25 protein-coding genes and 2 tRNA genes are annotated in these 25,848 nt (G+C 65.4%); 9 read left to right on the forward strand and 18 right to left on the reverse strand.

Annotated elements, in window-relative coordinates; genetic code table 11:
* On the reverse strand, window positions 1-148 hold a 148-nt coding region (locus AB4Z00_RS00005; protein ID WP_442045056.1), incomplete at its 3' end, for an FAD-dependent oxidoreductase.
* A gap of 92 nt (window positions 149-240) precedes the next feature.
* On the opposite strand from AB4Z00_RS00005, the gene AB4Z00_RS00010 reads away from it, so the two are divergent.
* From AB4Z00_RS00010 to moaB, 3 genes are all read left to right on the forward strand, one after another.
* Window positions 241-1,041 carry a uracil-DNA glycosylase family protein gene (locus AB4Z00_RS00010; RefSeq protein ID WP_442044242.1) on the forward strand — a complete coding sequence of 267 codons (801 nt, stop codon included), beginning with the start codon at window positions 241-243 and terminating at the stop codon, window positions 1,039-1,041.
* 64 nt (window positions 1,042-1,105) lie between these two features.
* On the forward strand, window positions 1,106-2,914 hold the full coding sequence (locus tag AB4Z00_RS00015; RefSeq protein ID WP_132262162.1) for a lytic transglycosylase domain-containing protein: 1,809 nt from the start codon (window positions 1,106-1,108) through the stop codon (window positions 2,912-2,914).
* On the forward strand, window positions 2,904-3,431 hold the full coding sequence (gene moaB, locus AB4Z00_RS00020) for a molybdenum cofactor biosynthesis protein B (RefSeq protein ID WP_134092682.1): 528 nt from the start codon (window positions 2,904-2,906) through the stop codon (window positions 3,429-3,431). The genes AB4Z00_RS00015 and moaB overlap by 11 nt, the downstream gene beginning before the upstream one ends.
* Window positions 3,432-3,505: 74 nt before the next feature.
* On the opposite strand, the gene AB4Z00_RS00025 is transcribed toward moaB, so the two are convergent.
* Together AB4Z00_RS00025 and thiE are read right to left on the reverse strand one after the other, a co-directional pair.
* The gene (locus AB4Z00_RS00025) at window positions 3,506-4,348 is read right to left on the reverse strand and encodes an arylamine N-acetyltransferase family protein (protein ID WP_442044245.1); all 843 of its coding nucleotides are present in this window, start codon (window positions 4,346-4,348) and stop codon (window positions 3,506-3,508) included.
* Between the two features lie 142 nt (window positions 4,349-4,490).
* On the reverse strand, window positions 4,491-5,126 hold the full coding sequence (gene thiE / locus AB4Z00_RS00030) for a thiamine phosphate synthase (protein ID WP_134092680.1): 636 nt from the start codon (window positions 5,124-5,126) through the stop codon (window positions 4,491-4,493).
* 325 nt (window positions 5,127-5,451) lie between these two features.
* Here thiE and AB4Z00_RS00035 point away from each other — a divergent pair, with 325 nt between their 5' ends.
* Window positions 5,452-5,856, forward strand: a complete 405-nt coding sequence (locus tag AB4Z00_RS00035; protein WP_207912790.1) for a hypothetical protein — start codon at window positions 5,452-5,454, stop codon at window positions 5,854-5,856.
* A gap of 99 nt (window positions 5,857-5,955) precedes the next feature.
* Here the strand turns inward: AB4Z00_RS00035 and AB4Z00_RS00040 are convergent, their stop codons facing one another.
* From AB4Z00_RS00040 to tkt, 6 genes are all read right to left on the reverse strand, one after another.
* Window positions 5,956-6,867: a fructose bisphosphate aldolase gene (locus AB4Z00_RS00040; protein WP_442044248.1), complete on the reverse strand. Its 912-nt coding sequence runs from the start codon at window positions 6,865-6,867 to the stop codon at window positions 5,956-5,958.
* 79 nt (window positions 6,868-6,946) lie between these two features.
* Window positions 6,947-8,038 carry an acyltransferase family protein gene (locus tag AB4Z00_RS00045; RefSeq protein ID WP_431568435.1) on the reverse strand — a complete coding sequence of 364 codons (1,092 nt, stop codon included), beginning with the start codon at window positions 8,036-8,038 and terminating at the stop codon, window positions 6,947-6,949.
* Between the two features lie 148 nt (window positions 8,039-8,186).
* A complete protein-coding gene (locus AB4Z00_RS00050) occupies window positions 8,187-9,386 on the reverse strand; it encodes a phosphoglycerate kinase (RefSeq protein ID WP_442044251.1) in 1,200 nt (399 codons plus the stop codon).
* Window positions 9,383-9,817, reverse strand: a complete 435-nt coding sequence (locus tag AB4Z00_RS00055; RefSeq protein ID WP_442045057.1) for an MOSC domain-containing protein — start codon at window positions 9,815-9,817, stop codon at window positions 9,383-9,385. The genes AB4Z00_RS00050 and AB4Z00_RS00055 overlap by 4 nt, the downstream gene beginning before the upstream one ends.
* 75 nt (window positions 9,818-9,892) lie before the next feature.
* A complete protein-coding gene (gap, locus tag AB4Z00_RS00060; RefSeq protein WP_132262150.1) occupies window positions 9,893-10,900 on the reverse strand; it encodes a type I glyceraldehyde-3-phosphate dehydrogenase in 1,008 nt (335 codons plus the stop codon).
* Between the two features lie 16 nt (window positions 10,901-10,916).
* Complete coding sequence (gene tkt / locus AB4Z00_RS00065; protein WP_442044253.1) at window positions 10,917-12,905, reverse strand: transketolase; 1,989 nt, start codon at window positions 12,903-12,905, stop codon at window positions 10,917-10,919.
* 236 nt (window positions 12,906-13,141) lie between these two features.
* On the opposite strand from tkt, the gene AB4Z00_RS00070 reads away from it, so the two are divergent.
* The 4 genes from AB4Z00_RS00070 (at window position 13,142) to AB4Z00_RS00085 (ending at window position 14,854) form a co-directional block, all read left to right on the forward strand.
* Entirely contained in the window at window positions 13,142-13,357 is a 216-nt protein-coding gene (locus AB4Z00_RS00070) for a hypothetical protein (RefSeq protein ID WP_132262146.1), read from the forward strand.
* A 4-nt stretch (window positions 13,358-13,361) separates the two neighbouring features.
* Entirely contained in the window at window positions 13,362-13,718 is a 357-nt protein-coding gene (locus AB4Z00_RS00075; RefSeq protein ID WP_132262145.1) for a cell division protein ZapA, read from the forward strand.
* 316 nt (window positions 13,719-14,034) lie between these two features.
* Window positions 14,035-14,637 (forward strand): 5-formyltetrahydrofolate cyclo-ligase, encoded by a 603-nt coding sequence (locus AB4Z00_RS00080; protein ID WP_243654036.1) that lies wholly within the window; start codon window positions 14,035-14,037, stop codon window positions 14,635-14,637.
* Between the two features lies 1 nt (window position 14,638).
* Complete coding sequence (locus AB4Z00_RS00085) at window positions 14,639-14,854, forward strand: DUF2842 domain-containing protein (RefSeq protein WP_132262141.1); 216 nt, start codon at window positions 14,639-14,641, stop codon at window positions 14,852-14,854.
* A gap of 119 nt (window positions 14,855-14,973) precedes the next feature.
* Here the strand turns inward: AB4Z00_RS00085 and AB4Z00_RS00090 are convergent.
* From AB4Z00_RS00090 to thyA, 7 genes are all read right to left on the reverse strand, one after another.
* A tRNA-Asp gene (locus tag AB4Z00_RS00090) sits at window positions 14,974-15,050 on the reverse strand.
* A gap of 88 nt (window positions 15,051-15,138) precedes the next feature.
* A tRNA-Asp gene (locus AB4Z00_RS00095) sits at window positions 15,139-15,215 on the reverse strand.
* Window positions 15,216-15,608: 393 nt separating this feature from the next.
* Window positions 15,609-16,193, reverse strand: a complete 585-nt coding sequence (locus AB4Z00_RS00100) for a YdeI/OmpD-associated family protein (protein WP_442044257.1) — start codon at window positions 16,191-16,193, stop codon at window positions 15,609-15,611.
* 23 nt (window positions 16,194-16,216) lie between these two features.
* Window positions 16,217-17,560, reverse strand: coding sequence for a dihydrolipoamide acetyltransferase family protein (locus AB4Z00_RS00105; RefSeq protein WP_442044259.1), 1,344 nt, complete (start codon window positions 17,558-17,560; stop codon window positions 16,217-16,219).
* Between the two features lie 4 nt (window positions 17,561-17,564).
* Entirely contained in the window at window positions 17,565-18,617 is a 1,053-nt protein-coding gene (locus tag AB4Z00_RS00110) for an alpha-ketoacid dehydrogenase subunit beta (protein ID WP_134094932.1), read from the reverse strand.
* A 5-nt stretch (window positions 18,618-18,622) separates the two neighbouring features.
* Window positions 18,623-19,921, reverse strand: coding sequence for a thiamine pyrophosphate-dependent enzyme (locus AB4Z00_RS00115; RefSeq protein ID WP_132262135.1), 1,299 nt, complete (start codon window positions 19,919-19,921; stop codon window positions 18,623-18,625).
* A 154-nt stretch (window positions 19,922-20,075) separates the two neighbouring features.
* A complete protein-coding gene (gene thyA, locus AB4Z00_RS00120) occupies window positions 20,076-21,080 on the reverse strand; it encodes a thymidylate synthase (RefSeq protein WP_442044262.1) in 1,005 nt (334 codons plus the stop codon).
* A 199-nt stretch (window positions 21,081-21,279) separates the two neighbouring features.
* Here thyA and AB4Z00_RS00125 point away from each other — a divergent pair, with 199 nt between their 5' ends.
* A complete protein-coding gene (locus AB4Z00_RS00125) occupies window positions 21,280-23,412 on the forward strand; it encodes a TonB-dependent siderophore receptor (protein ID WP_442044264.1) in 2,133 nt (710 codons plus the stop codon).
* Between the two features lie 144 nt (window positions 23,413-23,556).
* Here AB4Z00_RS00125 and AB4Z00_RS00130 read toward each other — a convergent pair whose 3' ends face one another.
* Complete coding sequence (locus tag AB4Z00_RS00130; RefSeq protein WP_442044266.1) at window positions 23,557-24,444, reverse strand: OmpA family protein; 888 nt, start codon at window positions 24,442-24,444, stop codon at window positions 23,557-23,559.
* A 591-nt stretch (window positions 24,445-25,035) separates the two neighbouring features.
* Window positions 25,036-25,830: a hypothetical protein gene (locus tag AB4Z00_RS00135; RefSeq protein ID WP_442044268.1), complete on the reverse strand. Its 795-nt coding sequence runs from the start codon at window positions 25,828-25,830 to the stop codon at window positions 25,036-25,038.
* Window positions 25,831-25,848: the final 18 nt, after the last annotated feature.

Genomic DNA, 25,848 nt, shown 5'->3' on the forward strand with positions numbered 1-25,848 from the left:
GAATGTGCGCGCCGATCTCCGAGCCCTTCTCCAGCACGCAGACCGACAGCGCCGGATCGACCTGCTTCAGCCGGATCGCCGTGGCAAGACCGGCAGGCCCACCGCCGACGATGACGACGTCATACGGCATCTCTTCGCGTTCAATCATTGCGTCCACTGAGCCTGCCCCTAATTTAGTCGCTCGATTAATTTTCTCGAATTGCCTTGATTGGTGGAAGCCAAGAGGTCAAGACCCAGCCGATGGATCAGGCCTCAAATCGGCAATTTCTGGACGATATCACAGGTGCGCTGGACTGGTGGCGCGAGGCCGGGGTCGATTTCGACTTCCTGGACACGCCGCGCCAGTGGATCGTGCCCGAGGAGGAACGCGACGAAAACGGCGGCCGGATTCCCCCGCGGCGGCGGCCCCCGGTGCAAGTCGACGCGCCGCCGGCCCTCCCTTCGCGGATCGATCCGGCGCTGCTACCGGCCGACCTTCCGGCCTTCCGCGACTGGTGGATGCGCGAATCGCTGCTGGACGACGGCGGATCTGCCGGGCGCATCCTGCCCTCGGGGCAAAGCAGCGCGCCGCTCATGATCGTCGTCGAGACTCCCGAGCCGCAGGACCGCGAAACGCTGCTGACCGGACCCCAGGGCAAGCTGCTGGACGCGATGCTGGCCGCCTTCGGCACCCGGCGCGAGGAAGTTTACCTCGCCAGCGCCCTGCCCCGCCACGACGCCCTGCCCGACTGGCGCGCCGCCGAGACTCGCGGCCTTGGCGATGCGCTGGCGCGGCACGTTAACCTTGTGGCCCCGCAGCGACTCATGGTGCTGGGCGGAAACGTCCTGTCGCTCATTGGCCACGAATCGCCGCAACGCGCTGCCGTTTTAAGACAATTTCATCATGAAGGATGTGTTATACCGCTTCTGGCCGGGTGGGGGCTCGCCGCGCTGATGCAACAACCGCGCGCGAAGGCGAGCTTCTGGAGCGCCTGGCTAGAGTGGTCAAAGTCTGAAACTGACAAGTCGGTATCAACCGCGCCGGAGGATCAGAAGTCCTGAAAGGACCGATTTCCGCCGGCGATTAGGTCGCACGATGCGGGGAATGAATTTGAAAAGATCCGGCATGGAGAGAAACCGCAAGGGACCCTGGCGCGCCAGCGCAGCCACAGGCGTCACTTTTGCCGTTCTCACCGTCATGTCCGCCCTGGGCGCAAGCCCGGCCATCGCCAACAGCGCGGCCGTGGAATATTTTCGCTCGCGCGCGGACAATACCGCGGTTCCCTCGCTGCTGAGCCAGGATGACCGCGCTTATTACAAGCAGGCTTTCGACGCCGTGGACTCCAAGGATTGGTCCACCGTCCAGCGCTTGCTGGCAGACCGTCCCGAGGGCCCGCTCCACCAGCAGCTGCGCGCCGCTTACTATCTTGCGTCCGGCTCTCCCAAGATCGAGCTTCCCGCGCTGCAATCCTGGCTGGCCGAAGGCACCGACCTGCCCGGCGCAGACCAGATCAGCCGCCTGGCCCTGAAGCGCGGCGCGCTCAACGTGCCCTCGCTTCCCGCCGAGCAGCAATTCGCCCGCCTGCCGACCATGGTGAAGCGCGTGCGTCCCTCCTCGATCGACGACGGCACGATGCCCGCCATGATCGCAAGCGGCATCAACGACCGTATCAAGGCCGACGATCCCACCGGCGCCCGCATGCTGCTGGACGGCATCGACGCAGGCCTCAGCCCCTCGACACGGGCCGAATGGCGCCAGAAGGTGGCCTGGAGCTTCTATATCGAGAACCAGGATGCGCAGGCCTATCAGCTGGCACAGCTTGCCGCGATGGGCACCGGCCCCTGGGTCGGCGAAGCGTGGTGGACCGCCGGTCTGGCCGCCTGGCGTCTGGGCGACTGCGACGGCGCGGCCGACGCGTTCGACAAGACCGCCAAGTCGTCCGAGAACGCCGAACTGACCAGCGCGGCACACTACTGGCGCGGGCGCGCCCTCGTGCGTTGCCGCAAGCCGGAACAGGCTTCGGCAGCCCTGCGCCTCGCCGCCGCCCGCGACGAGACGCTTTACGGCATGCTGGCCGCCGAGCAGCTGGGCATGAAGCTGCCGGAACAGCATGCCGCGGCGGACTTCACCCAGAACGACTGGCAGGTGCTGCGCACCAACACCAACATCCGCACGGCCGTGGAACTCGCCGAGATCGGCGAGGACAGCCTGGCCGACGAAGTGCTGCGCCACCAGGCCCGCATCGGCACGCCGGACCAATATGCCTCGATCACGCGCCTTGCCCGCGATCTCGGCCTGCCCTCCACCCAGCTCTGGATGGCCTATAACGCGCCCTTCGGCGGCAAGCCCGAGCCGGCAAGCCGGTTCCCCACGCCCAAGTGGAACCCGGTCGGCGGCTGGAAGGTCGATCCGGCACTGGTCTATGCCCATGCCCTTCAGGAATCGATTTTCCAGACCAGCGTCGTCAGCCCGGCGGGCGCGCGCGGCCTGATGCAGATCATGCCCGCGGCCGCGCGCGATCATGCCAATTCGCTCGGCTACACCGGCAATGCTTCCGATCTCAACAAGCCGGAAGTGAACCTTGCCTTCGGCCAGCGCCATCTGGAGATGCTGCGCAACGATCCGGGAACGCAGGGCCTGCTGCCCAAGGTCATGGCCGCCTACAATGCCGGACCGCTGCCGGTTCGCCGCTGGAACTCCGAAGTGAACTGCCAGGGCGATCCGCTGCTGTGGATCGAATCCCTGCCGTACTGGGAGACGCGCGGTTACGTGAACATCGTGCTGCGCAATTACTGGATGTACGAGCGTCAGGCCGGCGGCCAGTCCGAAAGCCGCATGGCGCTGGCGCAGGATATGTGGCCGACGTTCCCCGGCCTCTCGGGCTCGCAGGCCGTCCGCATGACGGCCAACGGGGCTATCGTGCGTGGCCATTGATCCCGAGCGTGTCTTCAAACCCATCAATATCGCCGTCCTGACCGTCTCCGACACGCGCGGCCCCGAAAACGACACTTCGGGCGACATCCTCGTCCAGCGCATTCGCGACGCCGGCCATGCCCTGGCCGACCGCGCGATCGAGCGCGACGATGCCGACGTAATCGCCGCAAGGTTGAACGCCTGGATCGACGATCCGAACGTGGACGCCATCGTCTCCACCGGCGGGACCGGGCTCACCGGGCGCGACGTCACGCCCGAGGCCATCGACCGGGTGAAGGAGCGCGACATTCCGGGGTTCGGAGAGCTGTTTCGCTGGCTTTCGTACAAGACCATCGGCACGTCCACCGTCCAGTCCCGCGCCTGCGCCGCCGTTTCGCGCGGCACATACCTCTTCGCCCTCCCCGGCTCGAACGGGGCAGTGAAGGACGGTTGGGACGGCATTCTGGCCGAGCAGCTCGACAGCCGGAACCGGCCCTGCAACTTCGTGGAACTGATGCCGAGGCTGCGAGAGAAGTAAGCTGGGCGGCTCTCAGCCGCCCGGCGCATCACCGCTTGGCGGACAAAATGAGCCCTTCGTAAGGCACTGCTTGCTCAGGCGAAAATCGGCAGTTTTGCAGCGTCTTCCTCGCTGAGCGTGATGCCGAACGTCTCGCCCAGAAGGCTGGCATATTCGGCAGCGGTTTCGATCTGGCGAACTTCGCTCTTGCCGTGACGGCCGATCGTGAACTGCCGGTCGCTCAGGGACGCGAAGCCGCCTTCCAGCACCACGCTGGCGACGCAGAGCGTGGTGAAGCGCGTGCCGGGCCGGGTCGAGGTCCAGTGGTTGCTCATCTCCAGGTCGTCCTGCGCGACATCATCGAGATCGAACACATATTGCGGCTGCCAGTCGCCGTGGGGAGCGCCGCGTCCATCGGTGGCGCCTGCCGGACCGGCGCGTTCGAGCCGCCATTCACCGCCCAGCGATCCGCGTTCTCCGCCGCGCAGAAGCCTGTGCCAGGCGCCGTCGCCGGTCTGCACTTGCGCGCCGTCTTCTAGCGGGAGCGGCGGAACGTAGCTGCCGCCGAAGCCGGCATCGGCAATCCATGCCTCGCCGTCCAGATTGACCAACAGCAGGGTATGGGTACGGGGCGGAACCACGCCCTCACCCAGCCCCAGCAGCACGCGGGCCAGCAGGGGCCGATTGACCAGCCCCATGGCCGAAAGCGCGTCGGCGTAGAGGCGGTTCTGTTCGAAGCAATAGCCCCCGCGACCGCGCGTCACGAGCTTTTCGAAGACGCTGGCACTGTCGATGCGGATGCCCTGTCCCAGCGGTATCGCGAGGTTTTCGAAACCGATCGACCGGCGATGCGCCGTCTGCACTGCGCCCAGCCCTTCCGAAGAGCGGGCCGGCATCTCGGAAAGGCCGATACGGGCGAAGTAACGATCGATGTCCATGTGCCGCTTCTGCACCGCTCGCCCCCGCGGGGCAAGCCTGTGGATAAGCTGTGCAAAGACTGGGGACTGGCCGTGGAAAGTCGGTGGAGCGACAGTGGAAACCCTGTGGGTTTCCCGCTTCGCCCCGCCCCCTCCGGCAGGATCAGTTCGCTGCGGTCAGCGCTTCGTGGAAAGCCTTGATCGCGGCGGCTTCGTCGCCGTTCCAGACCGCCCCCGATACGGCCAGGAAGTCCGCGCCGGCCTTCACCAGAGGAGCACAGTTTTCAGGCGTGATCCCGCCGATGGCCACGCAAGGGATCTCGAAGATCGCCTGCCACCATTCGAGCAGGTCGACGCCCGCCATGTGCTTCACCTGCTTGGTCGTCGTAGGGAAGAAGGCCCCGAACGCCACGTAGTCCGCGCCGGCCTCACCCGCATCCATGGCCAGGTGGCGGCTGTCGTGGCAAGTCACGCCGACTTGCGCATCGCGGCCGAGCGCATTGCGCGCCTCTTCCACCGTGCCGTCTTCCTGGCCGATGTGCACGCCATCGGCGCCGAGACGCTTGGCCAGGCTGATCGAATCGTTGACGATGAACGCCACGTCCCGTTCCCCGCAGATTTTCTGCAGCGGTTCCGCCAGCCGCGCGGCCTCGTGCTGGTCGAGGTCCTTGACCCGGAACTGGAACGCCGCGACCGGCGCCGCATCCAGCGCACGTGCCAGGCGATCGGGAAAGCCGCCGCCCACTTCGAGCGGCGAGATAAGGTAAAGCTGCGTCGGTTCGCGTTCGTTTTCGTCCATGCCGCGGCCCTAGCGCGTCCTCGGGCTCAGGAAAAGGCTTCCTCGTCCGATGAGGCATTGGCGCAAGGGCTTCAGTTCGGGCAAGGTTCAGGCGCGATGCGGTTTCTCGGCGAGGAGCCGCCCCAAGTCCCTCTCCCCCTACCGTGTGAGGATCATGAGAAGCCGCGCCCTGACGACTGCCCTTTCGCTCGCGACCGCGTTGGTCGCGCTGTCTGCCTGCCGGATCATTCCAGCCTCCCCTGTGCGGCCCCATGCGCCCGCCTCGACTCCGGCACCAGCATCGGCCCCTGCCCCGCTCCCGCCGCCGACCGCCCCGGAGCCGGAAGTGCTGGCCCCCGAACCGGATGTCCATGCGGGCGGCCCACCGGCCACCGATTTCTACACCCCGCAATCCCCCCCGCCGCGCGCGCCCTACGAGGGACCGCCGCTCGCTTATACCCGCATCGGCGAGACGGTCTTCGTCGACGGCCCCAAGGTGACCCCGCTCGCCCTGCTGGAGGACAGCCGCTGCGCCGAAGGCACCCAATGCGTCTGGGCCGGCCGCCTGAGAGTTCGCGTTCGCGTGGACCTGGGTTCGGGGCCGCGCGAAGTGGAGATGACGCTGGGACAGCCCGTGCAGATCGCGGATGGACAGCTCGACTTGCTGGATGCCCTGCCCCGGCCCACTGCCGGCAGGAAACCGGCGCCCTTCGCCTACCAGTTCGGCTTCCGCTTCATGGGCGGCCTCTGACCGCTGCAAAGCAGCCAAGGACCTGACGAAAGGCCGTAACGGAAAAAGGCGGCGCCTTGCGGCACCGCCCTTCCTTCAAGCGAAAATCCCCGGGCAGGATCAGGCGGCGGTGGCCGCGTCGACCTTTTCGGTAGAACCCGCGAAGATTTCGTCGATCGCCTCGCTCAGCGCGGCGTCGAATTCCGCGTCGCTCATCTGCGAGCGCAGGTCTTCCAGCAGCGCGCGGCTGAAGCTGGCGATGATGCCCTTGTTCTTTACCAGTTCGGCGCAGGCTTCGGTGCGCTTGTAACCGCCCGAAAGCGCCACCACGCGCAGCACCTTGGGGTGCGAGACCAGCGGGTCGAACGTGCCCGGCACGATCGGCAGCGAAAGCTTGAGCATGACGCGCGTGCCTTCCGGCAGGGCATCGAGGTTCTTGAGGATCTCGGCCAGGAGCAGCGAATCGCACTCGGCGCGAGTCTCGCTCTTGATGTTCACTTCCGGCTCGATGATCGGCATCATGCCGTGCGAGAGCACTTGGCTGCCGATCTCGAACTGCTGCTTCACCACGGCGGCGATGCCTTCGGCATTGGCCGAATTGATTACCGAACGCTCCTTGGTGCCGAACACGCCGAGCGCCTTTGAACGCTCCAGCAGGGCATCGAGGGTCGGCATCGGCTTCATCAGCTGTACGCCGTTGGCTTCGTCTTCCAGGCCCTTGTCGACCTTGATGAAGGGAACCACGCCCTTGGTGATCAGCGCCTGCGGAGTGGGCACGCCGGCGACTTCGCCATCCATGGTCCGCTCGAACAGGATCGCGCCGATCACCTTGTCACCGGTGAAGGCCGGCGAGGCGATGATGCGGGCGCGCATCTGGTGGATCAGGCCGAACATCTCCTCTTCGCTCGACCAGGCGCCTTCCTCGATGCCGTAGCCCTTCAGGGCCTTGGGCGTGGAGCCGCCGCTTTGGTCGAGCGCGGCGATAAAGCCGTTCCCGCCGGCCATTTTGGCCGCCATTTCCGAATATTGCATGGTTTTCTCCTCCTAGTTGTATCGACAACCTGAAACGGGCTTATTCCCCGAGCCACCGTTTCGCAACTGCGGCAAAAGGCTATCCGTCGGTTGGGTGATCCGTTCCGGCGAAGACGCGCGCGCGCTTGCGGCGGCGCAGCATGTCGGACAGCAGCATGCGCGCGGGAACGTCGATCCAGCGCACGCAGAACCACGCGACGAGGAGGCACGCGCCCAGGAACGCGAAGGCCATCAGCACTTCGTTGTAATGGAGGTCGTCCTTGAAGTAGCGCATCGGCTCTATCAGCGCCCAGTGCACGGCATAGAGCGCGAACGACACCTCGCCGACGAACCAGGCCGCGGGCGCCAGCTTTCGCGAGGGTTCGACGCGCGATCCCAGCCAGACCAGCAAGGGGGACAGCAACAGCGTGCAGGCAAGGTCGTAGTGGCTGGCCGATAGCCAGTGGGGATCGGCCAGCAGCATTGCAGCGATGGCGGCAAGGCAGGCCAGCCCGCCGAGCGTCGCCGGCCGGTGCGCGGGCTGGCGCAGGCGCGCGATCAGCATGCCGGCGCAGAAGGAGTAGAGCGTGCGGGCCAGCGCCACCGACCACTCGTTCCAGATCGCACCGATGTTGCCTGAGCCGTTCTCCAATACCGCCGGGGCGAACCACCATGCCGAAGCCGCGCAGACCGCCAGCAGGGCGAACCGCGGCAGGCGAAACAGCAGCAGGATCATCACCAGATTGGCGACAAGCTCGTAGAACAGCGACCAAGCCGGGACGTTGAGCGGAAACAGGGTGTTCGTCAGCGGGGACGGCAGCATCAGCGCATTGATGGCGGTGCTGATCACGATCGTCGGCACGCGCAGCGAAGTGTCACCGCCGGTATAGTGGCGTACCAGGCCCACCGTGGTCGTCAGCAGCACGCCGACGAGAAACAACGGATAGAGCCGGACCAGGCGCTTGGTCATGAAGTCGCCCGCGCCCATGCCTCCCTGCCAGCGCGGCAGGTAGCTGGTGCAGAGCACGAAGCCCGAGAGCGCGAAGAAGAAATCCACCGCGACGTAGCCGTGCGGTGCCTGGGAGATGTTGAAATGGAACAGCGCCACCGCCAGCGCGGCAATCCCGCGCATGCCGTCCAACGTGACGTAACGCCCGTGCCACGGCGGCGCGACTTGGTCACGGTGGCTCATTCCTGCGGCATCCCCCTCTCGCCGTCCCGGACCTGATCCGGGACCGCCGGCCCTGAACGGCCCCTTCGCGGCGGCGAGCTTCGCCCCGCCGCGCCCAAAGACCTGTCATCGGTCCCGGATCAGGTCCGGGACCGATGGTGTAATCGACTCAGGCCGAAAGCGCGGCCACGCCTGGAAGTTCCTTGCCTTCCATCCATTCGAGGAAGGCGCCGCCTGCCGTCGAGATGTACGAGAAGTCGTCCGCCACGCCGGCGTGGTGAAGCGCCGCAACCGTATCGCCGCCGCCGGCAACCGAGACCAGCGAGCCCTCGCGGGTCAGCGCGGCAGCGGTTTTTGCCAGGGCCACGGTGGCCGCATCGAAGGGAACCGTCTCGAACGCACCCAGCGGCCCGTTCCATACGAGCGTGCGGCAGGTCTTGAGCACGTCGCCCAGGGCTTCGACGGCCACCGGGCCGACATCGAGGATCATCTCGTCCGCGGCCACTTCATGGACGTTGCAGGTGCGCAAGCTGGGCGGATTGGCGGCGAATTCCTTCGAAACGACCACTTCGTAAGGGAGGTGGACGGTGCAGCCCGACTTGTCGGCCACGTCGAGGATCTCGTTGGCCGTGCCGGTAAGGTCGTGCTCGCAGAGCGACTTGCCCACGTCCACGCCCTTGGCGGCCAGGAACGTGTTGGCCATGCCGCCGCCGATGATGAGGTGATCGACCTGGGTGACGAGGTGCTTGAGCACATCCAGCTTGGAGGAAACCTTCGCGCCGCCGACGACGGCCGCAACGGGCTTCTCGGGCTTGCCGAGCGCCTTGTCGAGCGCCTCGAGTTCGGCCTGCATCGAGCGGCCGGCATAAGCGGGCAGCACATGGGCAAGACCCTCGGTCGTGGCATGGGCGCGGTGGGCGGCGGAGAAGGCGTCGTTCACGTAGAAGTCGGCATTGGCGGCAATGGCCTTGACCAGCTCGGGGTCGTTCTTTTCCTCGCCCTTCCAGAAGCGCGTGTTCTCCAGGATGGCGATGTCGCCCGCGCGCAGGATGCCGACCGTCTGCTTGACGACGTCGCCGGCGATCTCCGGCACGAACATCACTTCCTTGCCGAGCACCTTTTCGACCGCGCCGACCACCATCGACAGCGACATGGTCGAGACGCGCTCACCCTTGGGGCGGCCGAAGTGGGCCAGCAGCAGCACCTTGGCGCCCTTTTCGGCCAGTTCCAGCACTGTCGGCGCCGCGGCGCGGATGCGGGTGTCATCCGTGACCTGCCCGTCGTTCATCGGCAGGTTGAGGTCGACGCGCACGAGCGCGACCTTGCCCGTCACATCACCAAGGTCGTCAAGGGTCTTGAAAGCGCTCATTGCTCGATCCTTATCTCGTCACCGACGGCGATCGTGCCGTCTGTCAGCACCGTGCCCAGCACGCCGCCCCGCCAATCCGGCAGGAGCGCGGCCATGAGCCCCGGCACCACTTCTTCCATGCGGCTGCATGGGTCGCATTCCATGGTCACTGCGATGCGCAGGCTTTCGCCGATGGCGATGACGCAGCCTTTCTCGCGCGGAAGGCGCATCCCGTTCACCCGCAGGCCTTCGACCAGCAAGTTGGCGCGCCGTGCATGCCAGGGCGGACAATCGCCCTCCGCCAATCCCAGGTCGCGCAGCGCGGCCAGCCAATCTTCGGCTGCCAGCAGCGAGACCTGTCGGCGCGGCACCCGGCCCGGACGCACCGCGCCGCGAAAGTCCCCCTGGACTCCCGCGGCGGCAGTTACGGCGGCGGATCGCAGTTCCTCCATCGGCGCGCGCGGCCGTTTGCGCCGCGCGATACCGATGAGGCGGCCCGCCTCCATCAACGCCTCAGAGCAGGCGCATCAGAGGAACTTGGCCATCACGCCGGCCGTATCGACCATGCGGTTGGAGAAGCCCCACTCGTTGTCGTACCACGACAGGACGCGGACCAGCTTGCCCTCGAGGACCGAAGTCTCAAGGCTGTCGATGGTCGACGAATGGGCGTCGTGGTTGAAGTCGATCGAGACCAGCGGTTCTTCGGTGAAGGCGAGCACGCCCTTGAGTTCGCCCTCGGCCGCTTCCTTCAGCAGCGCGTTGACTTCCTCGGTGGTGGTGTCGCGCTTCGGCACGAAGGTCAGGTCGACGACCGAGACGTTCGGGGTCGGCACGCGGATCGACGAACCGTCGAGCTTGCCCTTCAGGTCCGGAAGAACGAGGCCCACGGCAACGGCGGCGCCGGTGCTGGTGGGGATCATGTTCATCGCGGCGGCGCGGGCGCGGCGCGGATCGCTGTGGATCTGGTCGAGGATCTTCTGGTCGTTGGTGTACGAGTGGATCGTGGTCATCAGACCGCGCTCGATACCGATCTTCTCATGCAGAACCTTGGCGAAGGGCGCCAGGCAGTTGGTGGTGCACGAGGCGTTCGACACGACGACGTGATCGGCGGTCAGTTCCTTGTGGTTCACGCCGTAAACGACGGTGAGGTCCACGCCCTTGGCAGGCGCCGAGACGAGCACGCGCTTGGCGCCCGCGTCGATGTGCTTGGAGGCCGATTCCTTGTTGGTGAAGAAACCGGTGCATTCCAGAACGATGTCCACGCCCTGCGCGGCATGCGGCAGGTTGGCGGGATCGCGCTCGGCCGTCACATGAATGCGCTTGCCGTTGATGACGAGATCGGTGCCGTCAACTTCCACGGTACCTTCGAAAGTACCGTGGACGCTGTCGCGCTTGAACAGGAGAGCATTGGCCTTGGCGTCCGCCAGGTCGTTGATCGAAACCAGCTCGAGGTCATGGTCCGTGCGTTCGAGAATGGCGCGAGCGACATTGCGCCCGATACGTCCGAAACCGTTGATCGCAACCTTGGTCGCCATTGCAATAATCTCCTCTTTAAACGCTGAGCTTGTTGAGAATCTTCGGAACGATCGCCTCGACGGTGAAGCCGAAGCGCGCGAACAGGTCCTTGGCCGGGGCCGAGGCGCCGAAGCGGTCGAGACCGATGTTCAGGCCGCCGTTGCGGCTCTGTGCGGTATAGCGTTCCCAGCCCATGGTCGTTCCGGCCTCGATCGAGACCTTCAGGATCGACGCATCATGGGGAAGGATCTCGTGCTGGTAGGCTTCGTCCTGCGCGGCGAAGAGTTCCATGCACGGCATCGAGACGACATCGGCGCCGATGCCCTGCGATTCCAGTGCGTCCTTCACCTTCACGGCCAGTTCGACTTCCGAACCGGTGGCGATCAGGATCACCTTGCGGTCGGCGCCGGCATGGCGGAGCGTGTAGGCGCCGCGGGCCGAGAGCATGTCGCCGCTGCTGCGAAGCTGCGGCAGGTTCTGGCGGGTAAGCGCCAAGACCGAAGGCGTTTCCTCGGATTCGAGCGCGATGTTCCAGCACTCCGCCGTCTCGATCACGTCGGCCGGGCGGAACACGTAGAGGTTCGGAATCAGGCGCATGGACATGACATGCTCGACCGGCTGGTGAGTCGGACCGTCTTCGCCGAGACCGATCGAATCGTGCGTCAGCACGTAGATCACGCGGGTCTGCTGCAGCGCCGAGAGGCGGATCGCATTGCGGCAGTAGTCCGAGAAGATCAGGAACGTGCCGCCGTAGGGGATCACGCCGCCGTGAAGGGCCATGCCGTTCATGGCCGCGGCCATGCCGAATTCACGGATGCCGTAATAGACGTAGCGGCCGCCGTAGTTCTCGGGATTGAACGGATCCTGGCACTTGGCCTTGGTGTTGTTCGAGCCGGTGAGGTCGGCCGAGCCGCCGATCATCTCGGGGATGGCCGGGGCCAGCACGTTCAGCCAGTTTTCCGAGGCCTTGCGGGTGGCGACTGTGGATTCGCCTTCCAGCCATTCGGYCAGCTTGGCGCGGATCGCGTCGGCTTCCGGCAGTTCGCCGGCCATGCGGCGGCTGAATTCCTCGCCCTTGTCGGAAGCGGCCAGGCGGCCGAACCATTCGACATGGGCAGCCGCGCCGGCTTCGCCCGTGGCGCGCCAGTCGGCCAGGATCTCTGCGGGGATCTCGAAGGGAGCCGAGGTCCAGCCAAGGTATTCGCGGGCCGCGGCGACTTCGGCATCGCCCAGAGCGGCGCCGTGGACGTCATGACCGCCCTGCTTGTTGGGCGCGCCCTTGCCGATTACCGTGCGGCAGGCGACGAGCGTGGGCTTGTCCGAAGCGGCGGCAGCGGCCAGCGCGCGTTCGATGTCGGCGAAGTCGTGGCCGTCGCAGTCCAGCGTTTCCCAGCCGGCGGCGCGGAAGCGCGCGGGGATGTCTTCGCTGGTGGAGAGCGCGGTATCGCCGTCGATGGTGATGTGGTTATCGTCCCACAGCACCTTGAGGCGGCCCAGCTTGAGATTTCCGGCGAGGCCGATGGCCTCGTGGTTGATGCCTTCCATAAGGCAGCCGTCACCCGCGATGACCCAGGTCTTGTGGTCCACAAGATCGTCGCCGAACGTGGCATTGAGATGACGTTCCGCCATCGCCATGCCCACGGCCATGGCCAGGCCCTGGCCGAGCGGGCCGGTGGTGCATTCCACGCCTTCGATCAGGAAGTTTTCCGGATGACCGGCGCAGACCGAGCCGAGCTGGCGGAAGTTCCGGATGTCGTCCATCGTCGGGCTGGCATAGCCGGTCAGGTGGAGCAGCGAGTAGACCAGCATCGAGCCATGGCCGGCCGACAGCACGAAGCGGTCGCGGTCGGCCCACTTGGGCTGTGCGGGGTCGAACTTGAGGAACTTCGAGAACAGGACGGTCGCGACGTCGGCCATGCCCATGGGCATACCAGGGTGGCCGCTGTTGGCCGCCTGGACCGCGTCCATCGACAGCGCCCGGATGGCATTGGCCATCGGCGCGAGACGGTCAGCAGCAAGGGTCATCGTGAAGGCTCCGGAAACGGAAAGAATGGGACGATTCGAACTTGCCGACCCCCTTTAGGGCGAGGCCGTCTCCCGTCAAGTTCACCTAAGGAGGATTGGCCTGCCGCCTACATGAGGACTTGTACAGGGATGCGCCAATCATATGGTGGCACATTCGTCTCGTCTGATCGAATGCACTGTGAACAAGGCGGGGCAATTGATTGCCTTTTGGCGTTTTCACGGTAGCGCAGGCGGCAATGGAAAAGGTGACGAACGAGGCCGCTACAGAGCAGGCAATCGACAGGATCCGGGCCGCACTCGCACGGCTGGAAAGCGCGGTATCGCATAGCCGCGACTTGCAGGACCGCCACGGCCGCCTGCGCGGCACAGTCGAGGACACGCTGGGCGAGATCGACGCGCTGCTGGCGCAGCACCGCCAGCCCCAGCATCTCCCCCCGCAGCAGAAGCCCTGAGCCGATGGCAAACATCTCCCTGATGATCGGCGGGCGCGAATTCATGCTCGCCTGCGCGGACGGCGAAGAGGCTCACCTCACCCGCCTGGCCGAGATGATCGACGAAAAGCTGGCGCAGGCCGGCGCGGTGGGGCAGACCGAGCCGCGCATGCTGCTCTTCGCCTCGCTGATGCTGGCCGACGAACTGCACGAGCTGCGCCAGCGCGCCCAGCAACCCGCGGCGGCGCCGGCCCCCACCCCGCCGCCCGCTCCCGCGCCGGTACCGGAAATTCCCGAGGTGCTGGTCGAGGAACTGGCGCGGATCGCCGATCATGTCGAAAAACTTGCGGACCTCCTTGAGCAGAGCGCTCCGAACGCCTAACTAGGGGATGACGGGATCTGCCCGGCACGAGCCGTTCGAACATCCCTGAGGCTATAAGCAATCCAATGGGGTCTGTCCCTGCCCGGACCGTGGTCCGACGCACATGGTCCCCACCTGACGTCGAGGCGTCAGAGGATTTCTAGGCAACGACCCAAGGTGGACCCGTCACCCACTCCGCACAGGCCCCGAAGGCCCGCTTCCGGCCTTATCCTTTCGGCACGCGAGATGCCCGAATTCCGCCGTGCCGCGAAGGCGCTTCGGTGGTATTGTCGCGGTTCCGAACTTTCTGGCCTGATATTCTAGAATGGGACTCACGGTGGATTCGTCGCCTCCTCTCTCCCCCACGATCGAGAAAAGCGCCTTGCGCAAGGCGCATCGCGCCGCGCGTGCGGAGCATGTCGCCTCGCTGCCGCAGGGCATGCGGGCGCTCGTCCTCAATCGCCCGCCCGCGCCGGTCGCGGAAATGATGCCCGAGGGGCTGACGATCGGCCTCTACGCCCCCGTGCGTGACGAAGCCCCGGCCTTCGGTTGGGCGCGATGGCTGTCCGAACACGACCGGCGCATCGCCCTGCCCTGGTTCTCGGAGCGCGAAAGCGCGATGGAGTTTCGGGAATGGGCCAATCCCTTCGACGAGGAACAGCTGACGATCGGCCCCTGGGGCGCTCTTCAGCCCCTGCCCGACGCAAAGCCGGTGGTCCCGGCCATCGTCGTGGTGCCGCTGCTCGCCTTCACGGCCCAGGGCCATCGCCTCGGCCAGGGCGGCGGCCATTACGACCGCTGGCTCGAAGCCAATCCCGACGTTCCCGCGATCGGCCTTGCCTGGGACTGCCAGTTGGCCGAAACTCTCCCCCTGGAGCCGCACGACCGCATTCTCGACGCGATCGTGACGCCGACCAGAATCTACGAGGGAGAGATCTGACTTGCGCGAAACCCCGACCTGGCGAATCCCCATCGGGGTGCTCGCGCTGTTTGCGGCGCTCTGCGTCTACGGCCTGCTGCTGGCGCGATACCTGCCGCCGGTGATCGGCAACTGGCATGTGCTGCTGCAGACGCCGGTATACCTAGCCCTCGGCATCGTATGGATATTGCCGCTGAAGCGGTTCCTGATCTGGATGGAGACCGGGCGCTGGGGATGATTCCCCGGCGCTTTTTTCTTGCCCCGCGCACGGCCCTGAAACGGAGCAGGCAAAAGAAAAGGCCGGGTGTGAACCCGGCCTGTTTCGTATCATTGCTTTACCACTTCCCGTGAAGGAAATGGCGCGAGTGACGGGGCTCGAACCCGCGACCTCCGGCGTGACAGGCCGGCACTCTAACCAACTGAGCTACACCCGCGCAGCAATGTAAGTGAGGTTTTTAGACTACCTCACGTCGCTGGTTTACCAGCATTTCCCCTGCCTGTCACAGGCAGGAAATTCCCAAGTGGCGCGAGTGACGGGGCTCGAACCCGCGACCTCCGGCGTGACAGGCCGGCACTCTAACCAACTGAGCTACACCCGCGTTCTTGCGGTTGCGTCCGCTTGGGAGGCCGCCCTCTATGTCAGCACCGGGTGCCTGTCAACGCACTATTCCAGGCCAGGGAAGATTTTTGCGACGACGCCGCGACTAGCCTGTGGACAGTTTCGACAGCCCGCGGATTTTCGTCGGGTTTCGGCCGGTTTCATGGCCCGACGGCAAAGTCCGGTGCCTTCGCCCGAACAAAATGGCAGGAAAAAATCTTTCCGGTAACCCCGGATCAGGCACGAAAGGAGCGGAAGGCCGAGTTGGCCGAGGGGCGATTCCGCATCCTTGAGCCCCGCACTTCGGCAATCGGGCCCACGAACCCTGTCGGACGTGATATGGCACCGCTGCCTGGAGAGGCACGCCTGCCGATGCACCCCTCGCCCTGAGGCCTCAAGCCCCCTTGCGCGGCTTCTCGTACTTCCAGTTGCGCGTCTTGCCTTCGGCGATCCATTCGGCAGCCTGGRCCATGCGCTTGTCCCGCGTTGCCGCCGTCTTCGCCTCGGTGATCCATTCGAGATAGTCGCGCCTGTGCGAGGGCGCGAATCGCTCGAACGCCGCCTGCGCCTGCGGCACCGCTGCGAGCAAGGCGGCGAATTCTGCGGGCATGGGGATTTCCGGCCGAGGCTTTCGTTCGGCTCGCGCCCCGGCAGGAGGGCGGCCGCCAAGAATACGATCCGCCGCTTCGTGCAGCAGTGCCGACAATTCGGCTTCGCGGGGCATGTCAGCCTCGGATGTCACACGGATGAAACGGCGCGACATGGCATCGCCGTGGATACCGAAAGCGCAATGCGCCTTGAACGCGCTCATCCCGGCGACGTTCTTGCCCCGCACGGTAAAGTGGGGGACGCTCCACTTGATGGCCTCCTCGGCCTCCGGGAGCGCCCTGTGCGCCATGTCGCGGAGTTGTTCGAGCAAGGGGCGCAGCGGCTCGGCAGACCGGGCGATATAGTCATCGACACGCGGATCCCTGCCCATATTCGCTGCTCCAGCCCCTCAGCCTAACCCGCCAGAATAAGCGCCGGCGCCTCGATCAGCTTCTTGAGGTCCTGCGCGAAGCTGGCCGCATCCCACCCGTCTACCACGCGGTGATCGCAGGACATCGAGATATTCATGATCTTGCGCTTTTCGATGCGCTCCGCGCCGTCCGCGCCCTTCACGAACATCGGCCGCTCGACGATGCGGTTCGGACCGATGATCGCCACTTCGGGGCGATTGATGACCGGCGTGGTCGCCACGCCGCCCATCGGCCCGAGCGAGGTGACGGTGATGGTCGATCCCGAAAGCTCGGAAGACTTCGCAGACCCGTCCCGCGCCGCATTGGCGAGACGGCCGATCTCGGCGGCGAGTTGCCAGAGGTTGCGATCCTGTGCGTCGCGGATCACCGGGACCATCAGGCCCGCGGGGGTCTGCGCCGCCATGCCCAGGTGGACCGAGCCATAGCGCGTCACCACGCCTGCCTCGTCATCGTAATGGGCGTTGAGCATCGGATACGTCGGCAGCAGCTTGCAGATCGCAGCGATGAGGAACGGCAGCATCGTCAGCTTGGGGCGCCCGTCCACATTGGCGCCCCTCCCCGCATTGAGCTGCGCACGCGTTTCCTCCAGCGCCGTCACGTCGAATTCCTCGACATAGGCGAAATGCGGGATCTGGCGCTTGGACGCCGCCATGTTCTCGGCGATGCGGCGGCGCAATCCGATCACGCGGACCTGTTCGTCCTGGCCCTTTCGCCCGGCCGGCTGGAAACCGCCCGCGGCGTTATAGGACAGGAAGGCGTCGAGGTCCGCATGACGCAGGCGGCCATCCTCGGCGGGGCGCACTTCGCCAAGGTCGATGCCGAGATCGGCCGCCCGCTTGCGGACCGCCGGGCTGGCCATGACTTTCGAATGAGCGGCCGGGCGCGGCTGCGGGGCCTTGGCACCAGCGGCAGAAGGAGCAGGTTCCGGAGCAGGCGCCGGAGCCGGTTCGCGCTTCGGCTCGGGAGCCGGCGCCGCCGCCTGCTCGACGCGCGCGACATCATCGGCATCGGGCGTTTCCGCCGCGATCCGCTGCTCGACCACAGCAGCCTTCGGCGCAGGCGCACGGTCGACCTCGTTGCCGGCGCCTTCGACCTCGATCACCACCAGCGGCGAGCCGATTGCGATCACGTCGCCCGCCTCGCCTGCCACTTCGATCACGGTGCCCGAAACCGGGCTTTCCATCTCGACCGTGGCCTTGTCCGTCATCATGTCGGCCAGGCGGCCGTCTTCCTCGACCGTGTCGCCAACCTTGACGTGCCAGGCGACGATCTCGGCTTCTGCGATGCCTTCGCCGATGTCCGGCAGGCGGAATGTGAAACGACCCATCGGATCAATCCTTCATGAGCCGATCGACCGCCTCGCCAATGCGGACGGGACCGGGGAAATAGGCCCACTCGAGGCTATGCGGATAAGGCGTGTCGAAACCCGTCACGCGCTCCACCGGCGCCTCGAGATGATAGAAGCAGCGTTCCTGCACGAGCGTCACCAGTTCCGCGCCGAAGCCGGACGTGCGGGTGGCCTCATGTATCACCAGACATTTGCCCGTCTTCTCCACCGACTTTTCCACAGTGTCGATGTCGAGCGGGACAAGGCTGCGCAAGTCGATGATCTCGGCATCGATGCCCTTCTCGGCCAGGACTGCCTCGGCCACATGGACCATGGTGCCATAAGTCACGACGGTCAGCGCCGCGCCCTCGCGAACCACGCGCGCCTTGCCGAGCGGAATGCGGTAATAGCCCTCCGGCACCTGGCTTCCCGGCAGCCCCTTCCACGGACGCGAAGGGCGGTCGTAGTAGCCGTCGAACGGGCCGTTGTAGATCCGCTTGGGCTCGAAGAAGATGACCGGGTCATTGTCCTCGATCGCCGCGATCAGCAGACCCTTGGCGTCATGCGGGGTTGCCGGGATCACCGTCTTGAGACCGGCGACATGCGTGAACAGCGCCTCCGGGCTCTGGCTGTGGGTCTGGCCGCCGAAGATGCCGCCGCCGAACGGAGAGCGCACGGTGATCGGCGCGACGAATTCGCCGGCGGAGCGATAACGCAGGCGCGCCGCTTCGGAGACGAGCTGGTCGAGCCCCGGATAGATATAGTCCGCGAACTGGATTTCCGGCACCGGGCGCAGGCCATAGGCGGCCATGCCCACGGCGGCGCCGATGATGCCGCATTCGTTGATCGGTGTATCGAACACGCGGTTCCTGCCGAACTTCTTCTGCAGCCCTGCCGTCGCGCGGAATACGCCGCCGAAGTAGCCGACATCCTCGCCCATGACGACGACATCGGGATCGCGCGCCATCATGATGTCGAGCGCGTCGTTGATTGCCTCGATCATGTTCATCGAACGGCTCGGCGCGTCGTGGAGGCTGACGGGGTTTTCCTCGATCATGGTCCTCACTCCTTCCACTCCGGCCATTTGATCTGTCGCTCGCGAATGGCCTGCTCGGCCTGTTCCTGGAGATGCCATGGCAAATCCTCGAACACGTCTTCGAACATGGTGTGGAACGGATGGTGCAGACCGTGGCCGAGGATACCGTTCTTCTCGGCCTCCTTGGTGGCCGCCTTGACCTGCTCGGCCAATTCGCGGTCCATCGCCTGATGCTGTTCCTCGGACCATTCGCCCAGCGCGATCAGATGGCGCTTGAGGCGCATGATCGGATCGCCCAGCGGCCAGTCCTCCGCCTCGCGCGCGGAGCGGTAGGCGCTGGGATCGTCCGAAGTGGAGTGGCCTTCCGCGCGGTACGTGAAGTGCTCGATCAGCGTCGGGCCCTTGTTCGCGCGGGCCCGGTTGGCGGCCCATTCCATCGCCGCGTAGACCGCCAGGATGTCGTTGCCGTCCACGCGCAGCCCGGCGATGCCATAGCCCGCCGCCCGTGCCGCGAAGGTCGTGCGCTCCGCGCCGGCGAAGCCGGAGAAGCTGGAGATCGCCCACTGGTTGTTGACCACGTTGAGCACGACCGGTGCGTTGTAGACCGCCGCGAAGGTCATCGCCGCGTGGAAGTCGCCTTCCGCGCTGGAGCCTTCGCCCACGAAGCTGGTGGCGATGCGGGTGTCGCCCTTGATCGCGCTGGCCATGGCCCAGCCCACCGCCTGCGGGAACTGCGTGGCGAGATTGCCGGAGATCGTGAAGAAGCCGTAGTCCTTGGCCGAATACATGATCGGCAACTGGCGGCCCTTCAGCGGATCGGCGCGGTTGGAGTAGATCTGGTTGATCATCTCCACCAGCGGATAGCCGCGGGCGATGAGGATGCCCTGCTGGCGGTAGCTGGGAAACACCATGTCATCCGCCGCAAGCGCATGGGCGCAGGCGATCGAGATCGCCTCCTCTCCAGTGCACTTCATGTAGAAGCTGGTCTTGCCCTGCCGCTGGCCGCGATACATGCGATCGTCGAAGGCGCGGGTAAGCGCCATCGTCGCGAGCATGCGGCGCAATGTCTCGGCATCGAGACCGGGATTCCACGGACCGACCGCGCGGTCGTCGTCGCCCAGCACGCGGATCATGTCCAGCGTCAGGGGCCAGGTATCCTGTGCCTCGCAGGCCTCGTCCGGCCGGGCCAGAAGGCCCGGTTCGGGGATTTCCAGGTGCGTATAATCTACCGTATCGCCGGGCCGATACTTCGGCTCGGGGACATAGAGATCGAGTGGCGGCAAATTGCCGCGTGGCTTGCCTGTGCGAACCGGGCCTTCGGCCATTCTGGTTATCCTCTCCCGATGTTACGGGCCGCGAAAACCTGAACTGCGCAAGGAAAAAGGGACGAACCTGGCGCGTTTCAAAATTCCACGGTCAGGTCATATTATTTCAACCTCCAGCAATGTCAATCCATAGTGAGAGGCATCGAAACCAGCCTCAAACCGCCACGGGAGCGGCGATGTGGGCCTGCGGCGCGTAGCCCGAAACCACGAAATCCTCGATGCGGTAATCGAAGATCGAATCGGGCTTGCGGGCGATCTCCAAATGGGCCTCTCCTTGCGGGACCCGCGAAAGCTGCTCTTCGACCAGCGCCGCGTGATTGAGGTAGAGATGGACATCGCCGCCCATCCAAACGGCTTCGCCCGGCTCAAGGTTGCATTGCTGTGCGAACATCCGCGTCAGGAGCGCCAGGGACCACATGTTGAAGGCGAAGCCCAGGCCCAGGTCGCAGCTTCGCTGGTAGAGCGCGCAGGAGAGCCGGCCATTGGCTACGTGGAACTGGTAGGTCTTGTGGCAGGGCGGCAGGGCCATGGCATCGAGTTCGGCGACGTTCCAGCCCTCGATGATGTGGCGGCGGCTGCCGGGATTGGCCGTCAGGCTCTCCACCACTTGCGCCACCTGGTTCACGCCGTCCGCACGCTTGCGGAACAGGCCCTCGCCCGCATCCTCGTAGACCGGCCAGTCGACCCATTGTTTGCCATAGACCGGGCCGAGATCGCCCCATTCCGCGGCAAAGGCCGCATCCTCGACGATGCGGCGCGAGAAATCGGCGCGCGCGATCGCCTCGCCGGTTTCGCGGCGATAGCGGTCCAAGGGCCAGTCGGTCCAGATTTCCACGCCTTGTGCGCAGAGCGGGCGGATATTGGTCTCTCCGGTCAGGAACCAGAGCAGTTCGCGGGTGGCCGTCTTCCAGTAGACCCGCTTGGTGGTGAGCAGCGGCATCGCCCCGCCGGACAAGTCGAACCGCACGGTCGCGCCGAAAACCGAGCGCGTGCCGACGCCGGTGCGATCCACGCGCTCGTCGCCCTCCTCCCAGATGCGGCGCATGAGATCGAGGTATTGCCACTCCCAGTGGCGCGCGGCCTTCGGGGCGGCGCCAGTATCGGGGCCGGAGTCAGGGCCGGAGTGAGAGGCAGAATCGGCGGTCAGTGTCTCGGTCATGCCGGGGAGCCTAGCCCAATGCCGACGCCAAGGAAAATAGCGGCGAGGCTTGCGGAAAGAAGGAAAGGAACAAGGCGGCCTTCCCTCCACTGTTGCATCCGGGACACAGTTTCCGGCGAATGATCCTCGCGCATTGATAGTCATTCCTATTAGCGTTAACGGCGCAGTTATTGAGAATGACTTGCATGAGGGAAAGTCTATGAAATCCGCCCGCTCGCTCGCCCTTTGTGGCGTTGCGCTCCTTGCCGTATCGACCGCCGCCACTGCCCGTGCAGAGGATCAGGCCCCGAGCGTTGCTGGCGAAACCGGCGTGGAAGATGGCAGCATAGTCGTCACGGCCGGCGTTACCGGTACCAAGACGGAAACGCCGCTGATCCAGGTCCCGCAGCCGCTGACCGTCATCACGTCCGACACGTTCACCTCGCAGGGCGCCATCTCGATCAGCGACACGGTGAAATATGCCGCCGGCGTCCTGGCCAATCCCTACGGCCGCGATACCCGCGTGGACGGCTTCAACATCCGCGGCATCGATGCGCTGCAGTTCCGCGACGGCATGCGCGACATCTTCAGCTATTACGCCAGCATCACCGCCGATCCCTACAACTTCTCCCGCGTGGAAATCGTGCGCGGCCCGGCATCGGTGCTGTTCGGCCAGGGCTCGATCGGCGGCCTCGTGAACCTGGTCTCCAAGACCCCTGAGTTCAAGACCGGCGGTGAAGTGAACCTCGTCTACGGCAGCTTCGACCGCAAGGAAGCCATGGGCGACATCAACCTGGCCCTGGCGGACAACCTGGCGATCCGCGCCGTCGGCCGTGTGCGCGATGCCGATACTTACGTCGATCACGTCCCCGACGACCGCGTGATGTTCGCCCCGTCGATCCGCTGGCAGCCCACCCCCGACACGGACATCGTGCTGACCGGCCTCTACCAGGAGGACGATACCGGATCGACTTCGCAGTTCCTGCCCATCGTCGGCACGTTCAGCCCCAACCCGGCGAACCCCACCGGCCGCCTGGGTCGATATACTTTCGTGGGCAAGGCGGGCTGGGATCGCTACGCTGGCCGCACGCTGCAGGGCGGCGGCGCGATCACTCACAAGTTTTCCGACGCTGTCCGCCTCAGCGTCAAGGCCCGCTACATCGACAGCGACCTCGAATACAAGACGCACTACGCCGACAGCTATTCCTATCCGCTCGATCCGTACTCGGTCTATGGCACTGATGGCCGCACCATCGGCCTGACCGCCGATGCCAGCGACGCGCGGATGAACGTCTTCTCGACCGACAACAACCTGCAGTTCACCTTCAACACCGGCGCCAACATCGAACACAAGCTGCTGGTCGGCCTCGACTACAGCTGGAACAAGGTCGGCAAGCGCAATGCCGGCGGCAACGAAGTGGTCGATCTCTACGACATCGACTACGATGCCTTGCTGACCTACGAGCCCACCGGGCCCTTCGCCAATGTCAGCCAGAAGCAGCTTGGCGTCTACGTTCAGGATCAGATCCGCTTCTACGACCGCGTCTCCGTCGTGGTGGGCGCCCGCCGCGACCACGTGACGTCGTCCGCAGGAACCGAAGACAACGCCACGACATTCCGCGCCGGGATCATCGGCGAGATCGGCGCCGGTTTCTCACCCTTCTTCAGCTATACGGAAAGCTTCCTGCCGCTGGCCGGGACGCTGGCCGACAGCACCGGCACGCCCGGCGCGCCCTTCAAGCCCCAGACCGGCAAGCAGTTCGAAGCGGGCGTGAAATGGCAGCCGGAGCCGAGCACGCTCGTGACGATCACGGCCTTCCACATCAAGCAGCGCAACCGCGTCATCTATGGCCCCGGCTCGGCCATCGACCAGTCCGGCGAACTGACCACGAAGGGCGTGGAATTCGAAGCCAGCCATACCCTGCCGGGCAACTTCGAACTGCTGGTGAACTACGGTTACAACCAGCTCAAATCCGAAGTGAACAGCAGCCTCGACTATATGCCCCGCCACACGGCATCGGTATGGTCAACCAAGACCTTCGGCGTCACCGACGACGCCCAGCTGCGCCTCGGCGCCGGCGTGGTCTACAGCGGCAAGAGCATTTCGACCGGACTGATGGACCCTTACGGCCTGAACCCCAGCGTCATTCCTGCCGGTTCGCTCTATTCGGTCGTCACGCCTTCGCGCACCACCGTCGACGCTCTGGCGGAGATCAACTGGGATAGCTGGCGCCTCGCGCTCAACGCGACGAACCTGCTCAACAACAAGTACTTCGCCTCCTGCCTGGCGCGTGGCGACTGCTTCGTGGGCGCGCCGCGCAACGTCATGGCGACCCTGGGCTATCGTTTCTGATAGGCTGAGCGCAAAAAACCCGTGCTTCCGCATGATCGGAAGCACGGGGCTTGCAGGATCCGGCGAGTGGCTGCGACTTGAGAGTCGAACATGCCGTTCGCCGAACCTGGACCAGCGGGGCGGGACATGCCCGCCCCGTTTTCCTTACAGGCCGTCGAGGCCCTTGCTGACCAGGATGTTCACCGCAACGCGGCGGTTCTGGGCCTTGCCTTCGGCAGTGGTGTTGTCCGCCAGGGGATCGGCTTCGGACATGCCGGTCGGCGTCAGCATGCGATAGGGCTTCCAGCCGCAAGCCTGCTGCAGGTAGTTGACGACCTTGCCCGCGCGCTTCTCGCTGAGAGCCTGGTTGAAATCGGGGCTGCCCGTGGAGTCGGTGTAGCCGACGACCAGCAGCAGCGCGTTATCCATGCCCTCGGCCGAGCTGGCGGCTGCGCAAAGCTCCTGCTGCGCCTGGGGCGACAGGACGGCCTTGCCGGTGTCGAAGTTCACGTTGGTCGTGCTCTTGACGTTGTACTGGTCGATATCGCCCATGCGGCCGCGCAGGGCTTCGGTGGCAGCCGTCTGCTCGGCAAAGCGCTGGTCGGTGCCGTTATGGATCATCGAGGCGGTCTTCAGATCCTTGTTCTGAAGATTGATCTGGCTGGCGACCAGACCCGCGCCCGACTGCATCGTCTTCACCGTCACCGGCAGGCCGTTGAGCAGCTGGGTGGCGGGCAGCTTGTTGCTCGCCATGCCGAGGAAGCCGCCGCTGGCCTTGATCTTGGTGGCATCGTTGATGGTGATGACCGAATTGGCGCCATCCGCGCTGGTCACCTGCATGCGGGCGCCGCTGCGCGCGGAAATGATGCCCTTTACTTCGGGGCCTTCGGTCATTTCGCCCACGTCAACCGGGCGATCGCCGTAAACGGTTGCCGAAACGTCGGCCGCAGGCGGTTCCTGTTCCTGCGCCTGGACAGACAGGCTGACCGAGGCAGCGCCGGTCAGCGTGGCGAGCAGCAAGAGAACTTTGGGGCTTTTGGACATGATAGACATCGCGCTACTCCTTCAAACTCGACCAATCGGGCCTGCGTACAGCAGCTTTTCGTCCGACTGCCGGCGGGGCCAAAATGCGCCCTCGGCTGTCGAAGCCCGTCCCTTTAGCTTCGTATGATATGCGGCACGGAGCCTCACCTGAACGCTATGGATCTTCTGGGTGTTCAGATTAACCTTGCGGGCGCATGAACACCCCCGGCATGCCGGGTGGTTGTGCAGGTAATTCGGGCGCGCCGTGCGACGAACCGTTGTCTACAGGGTGGCTCGGGGCATCATGTCTTGTTGAAGGCGCGCAATATAGAACCCGGCGCGGTGGTGATCCCTCGCCGTCAATACACAAAGCAATCGGCTGAGTTCACGGGCAAATTTGCCGCAGCGCTGCGAGGGAGCGGCCTTAGCTGTTCGTCCGGGCCTGCGAATCTGTTGCGGCGCTGTCTGCGACGACTTCGAGCCCGAGCGGCCTCCTCTGCCGTCGGTTTTCAGCTATGGCACACATGCCGTTGAATAGGCGTGGTTTTTCAAGAGACCAACGCCCGATGACCGGAGCAGCGAAAATGCTGCCGGTCATCGGGTGCGTTCGGTAGCGGGAGTTCACGAGGCTTCGGTGATGAGCCGGGCCTGCGCCATCGTCAGCTGGGCGATCACGTCGCTCAGCAGATAGACTTCGCGGCCGCGTGTCCAGGGCTGCACGGAGCGGGGATCGTAGTGCACGGGCAGCGGCACTTCGCGCGCGGCGGCGGCGGCGGTCATGCCGTTCTTGCGCGACACCAGGATGCAGCGCTTCACATGGTCGCGGTGGCCCACGACGGCCACTTTGCCCAGAGCCTGCGCCGTACCCGCCCGGGCGACGGCGGCCTGGGCCACTCCGTCCGTGCTGAGGTAGGTCTTGCGCCCATCCGCGCCCTTCACCGGAAAGATCGCGAAGACATCCTTCATCCGGTACTTCTCGGCCAGGATCTGCGCGATCTCCCACTGCGCGTAGACAGGCACGTCCCGCACTTGCCTGATGGCATGAACGGCATCGGCCAGCATGGCGTTGATCGGACCCGGCTCGGGCGTTTCCTCGCCGTCCGAAAGGCCGGTCCTGGGATCGACCTTGCCCGTGGCCGAGCGGTAGCCGAAGCTGTAAGCGACGACGCTCTCTGCCTCGCGCACGGGAAAGCTCGGATATTCCCAGCGAAATCCGGCGTCGGCAATATGCGATGCGAGCTGGCGCGCGGTGGCCTCGTCGCCCAGCTCGCCCTGCAGGGTCTGCGCCATCAGCTGTTCGAGGGAGCCGAGATCCGCCCCCCGTGCCCTGCCGGGATCGAGCGCCTGCGCCAATGCGGATGGCGCGGCCAGGAGAGTCGTCGGCGCACCGACAAGAAGCATTCGCCGTGTAGTCATGGCATGGTCCGTGATGGA

The sequence above is a fragment of the Novosphingobium sp. YAF33 genome (assembly GCF_052113265.1).
In the GTDB taxonomy this organism is placed as follows: domain Bacteria; phylum Pseudomonadota; class Alphaproteobacteria; order Sphingomonadales; family Sphingomonadaceae; genus Novosphingobium.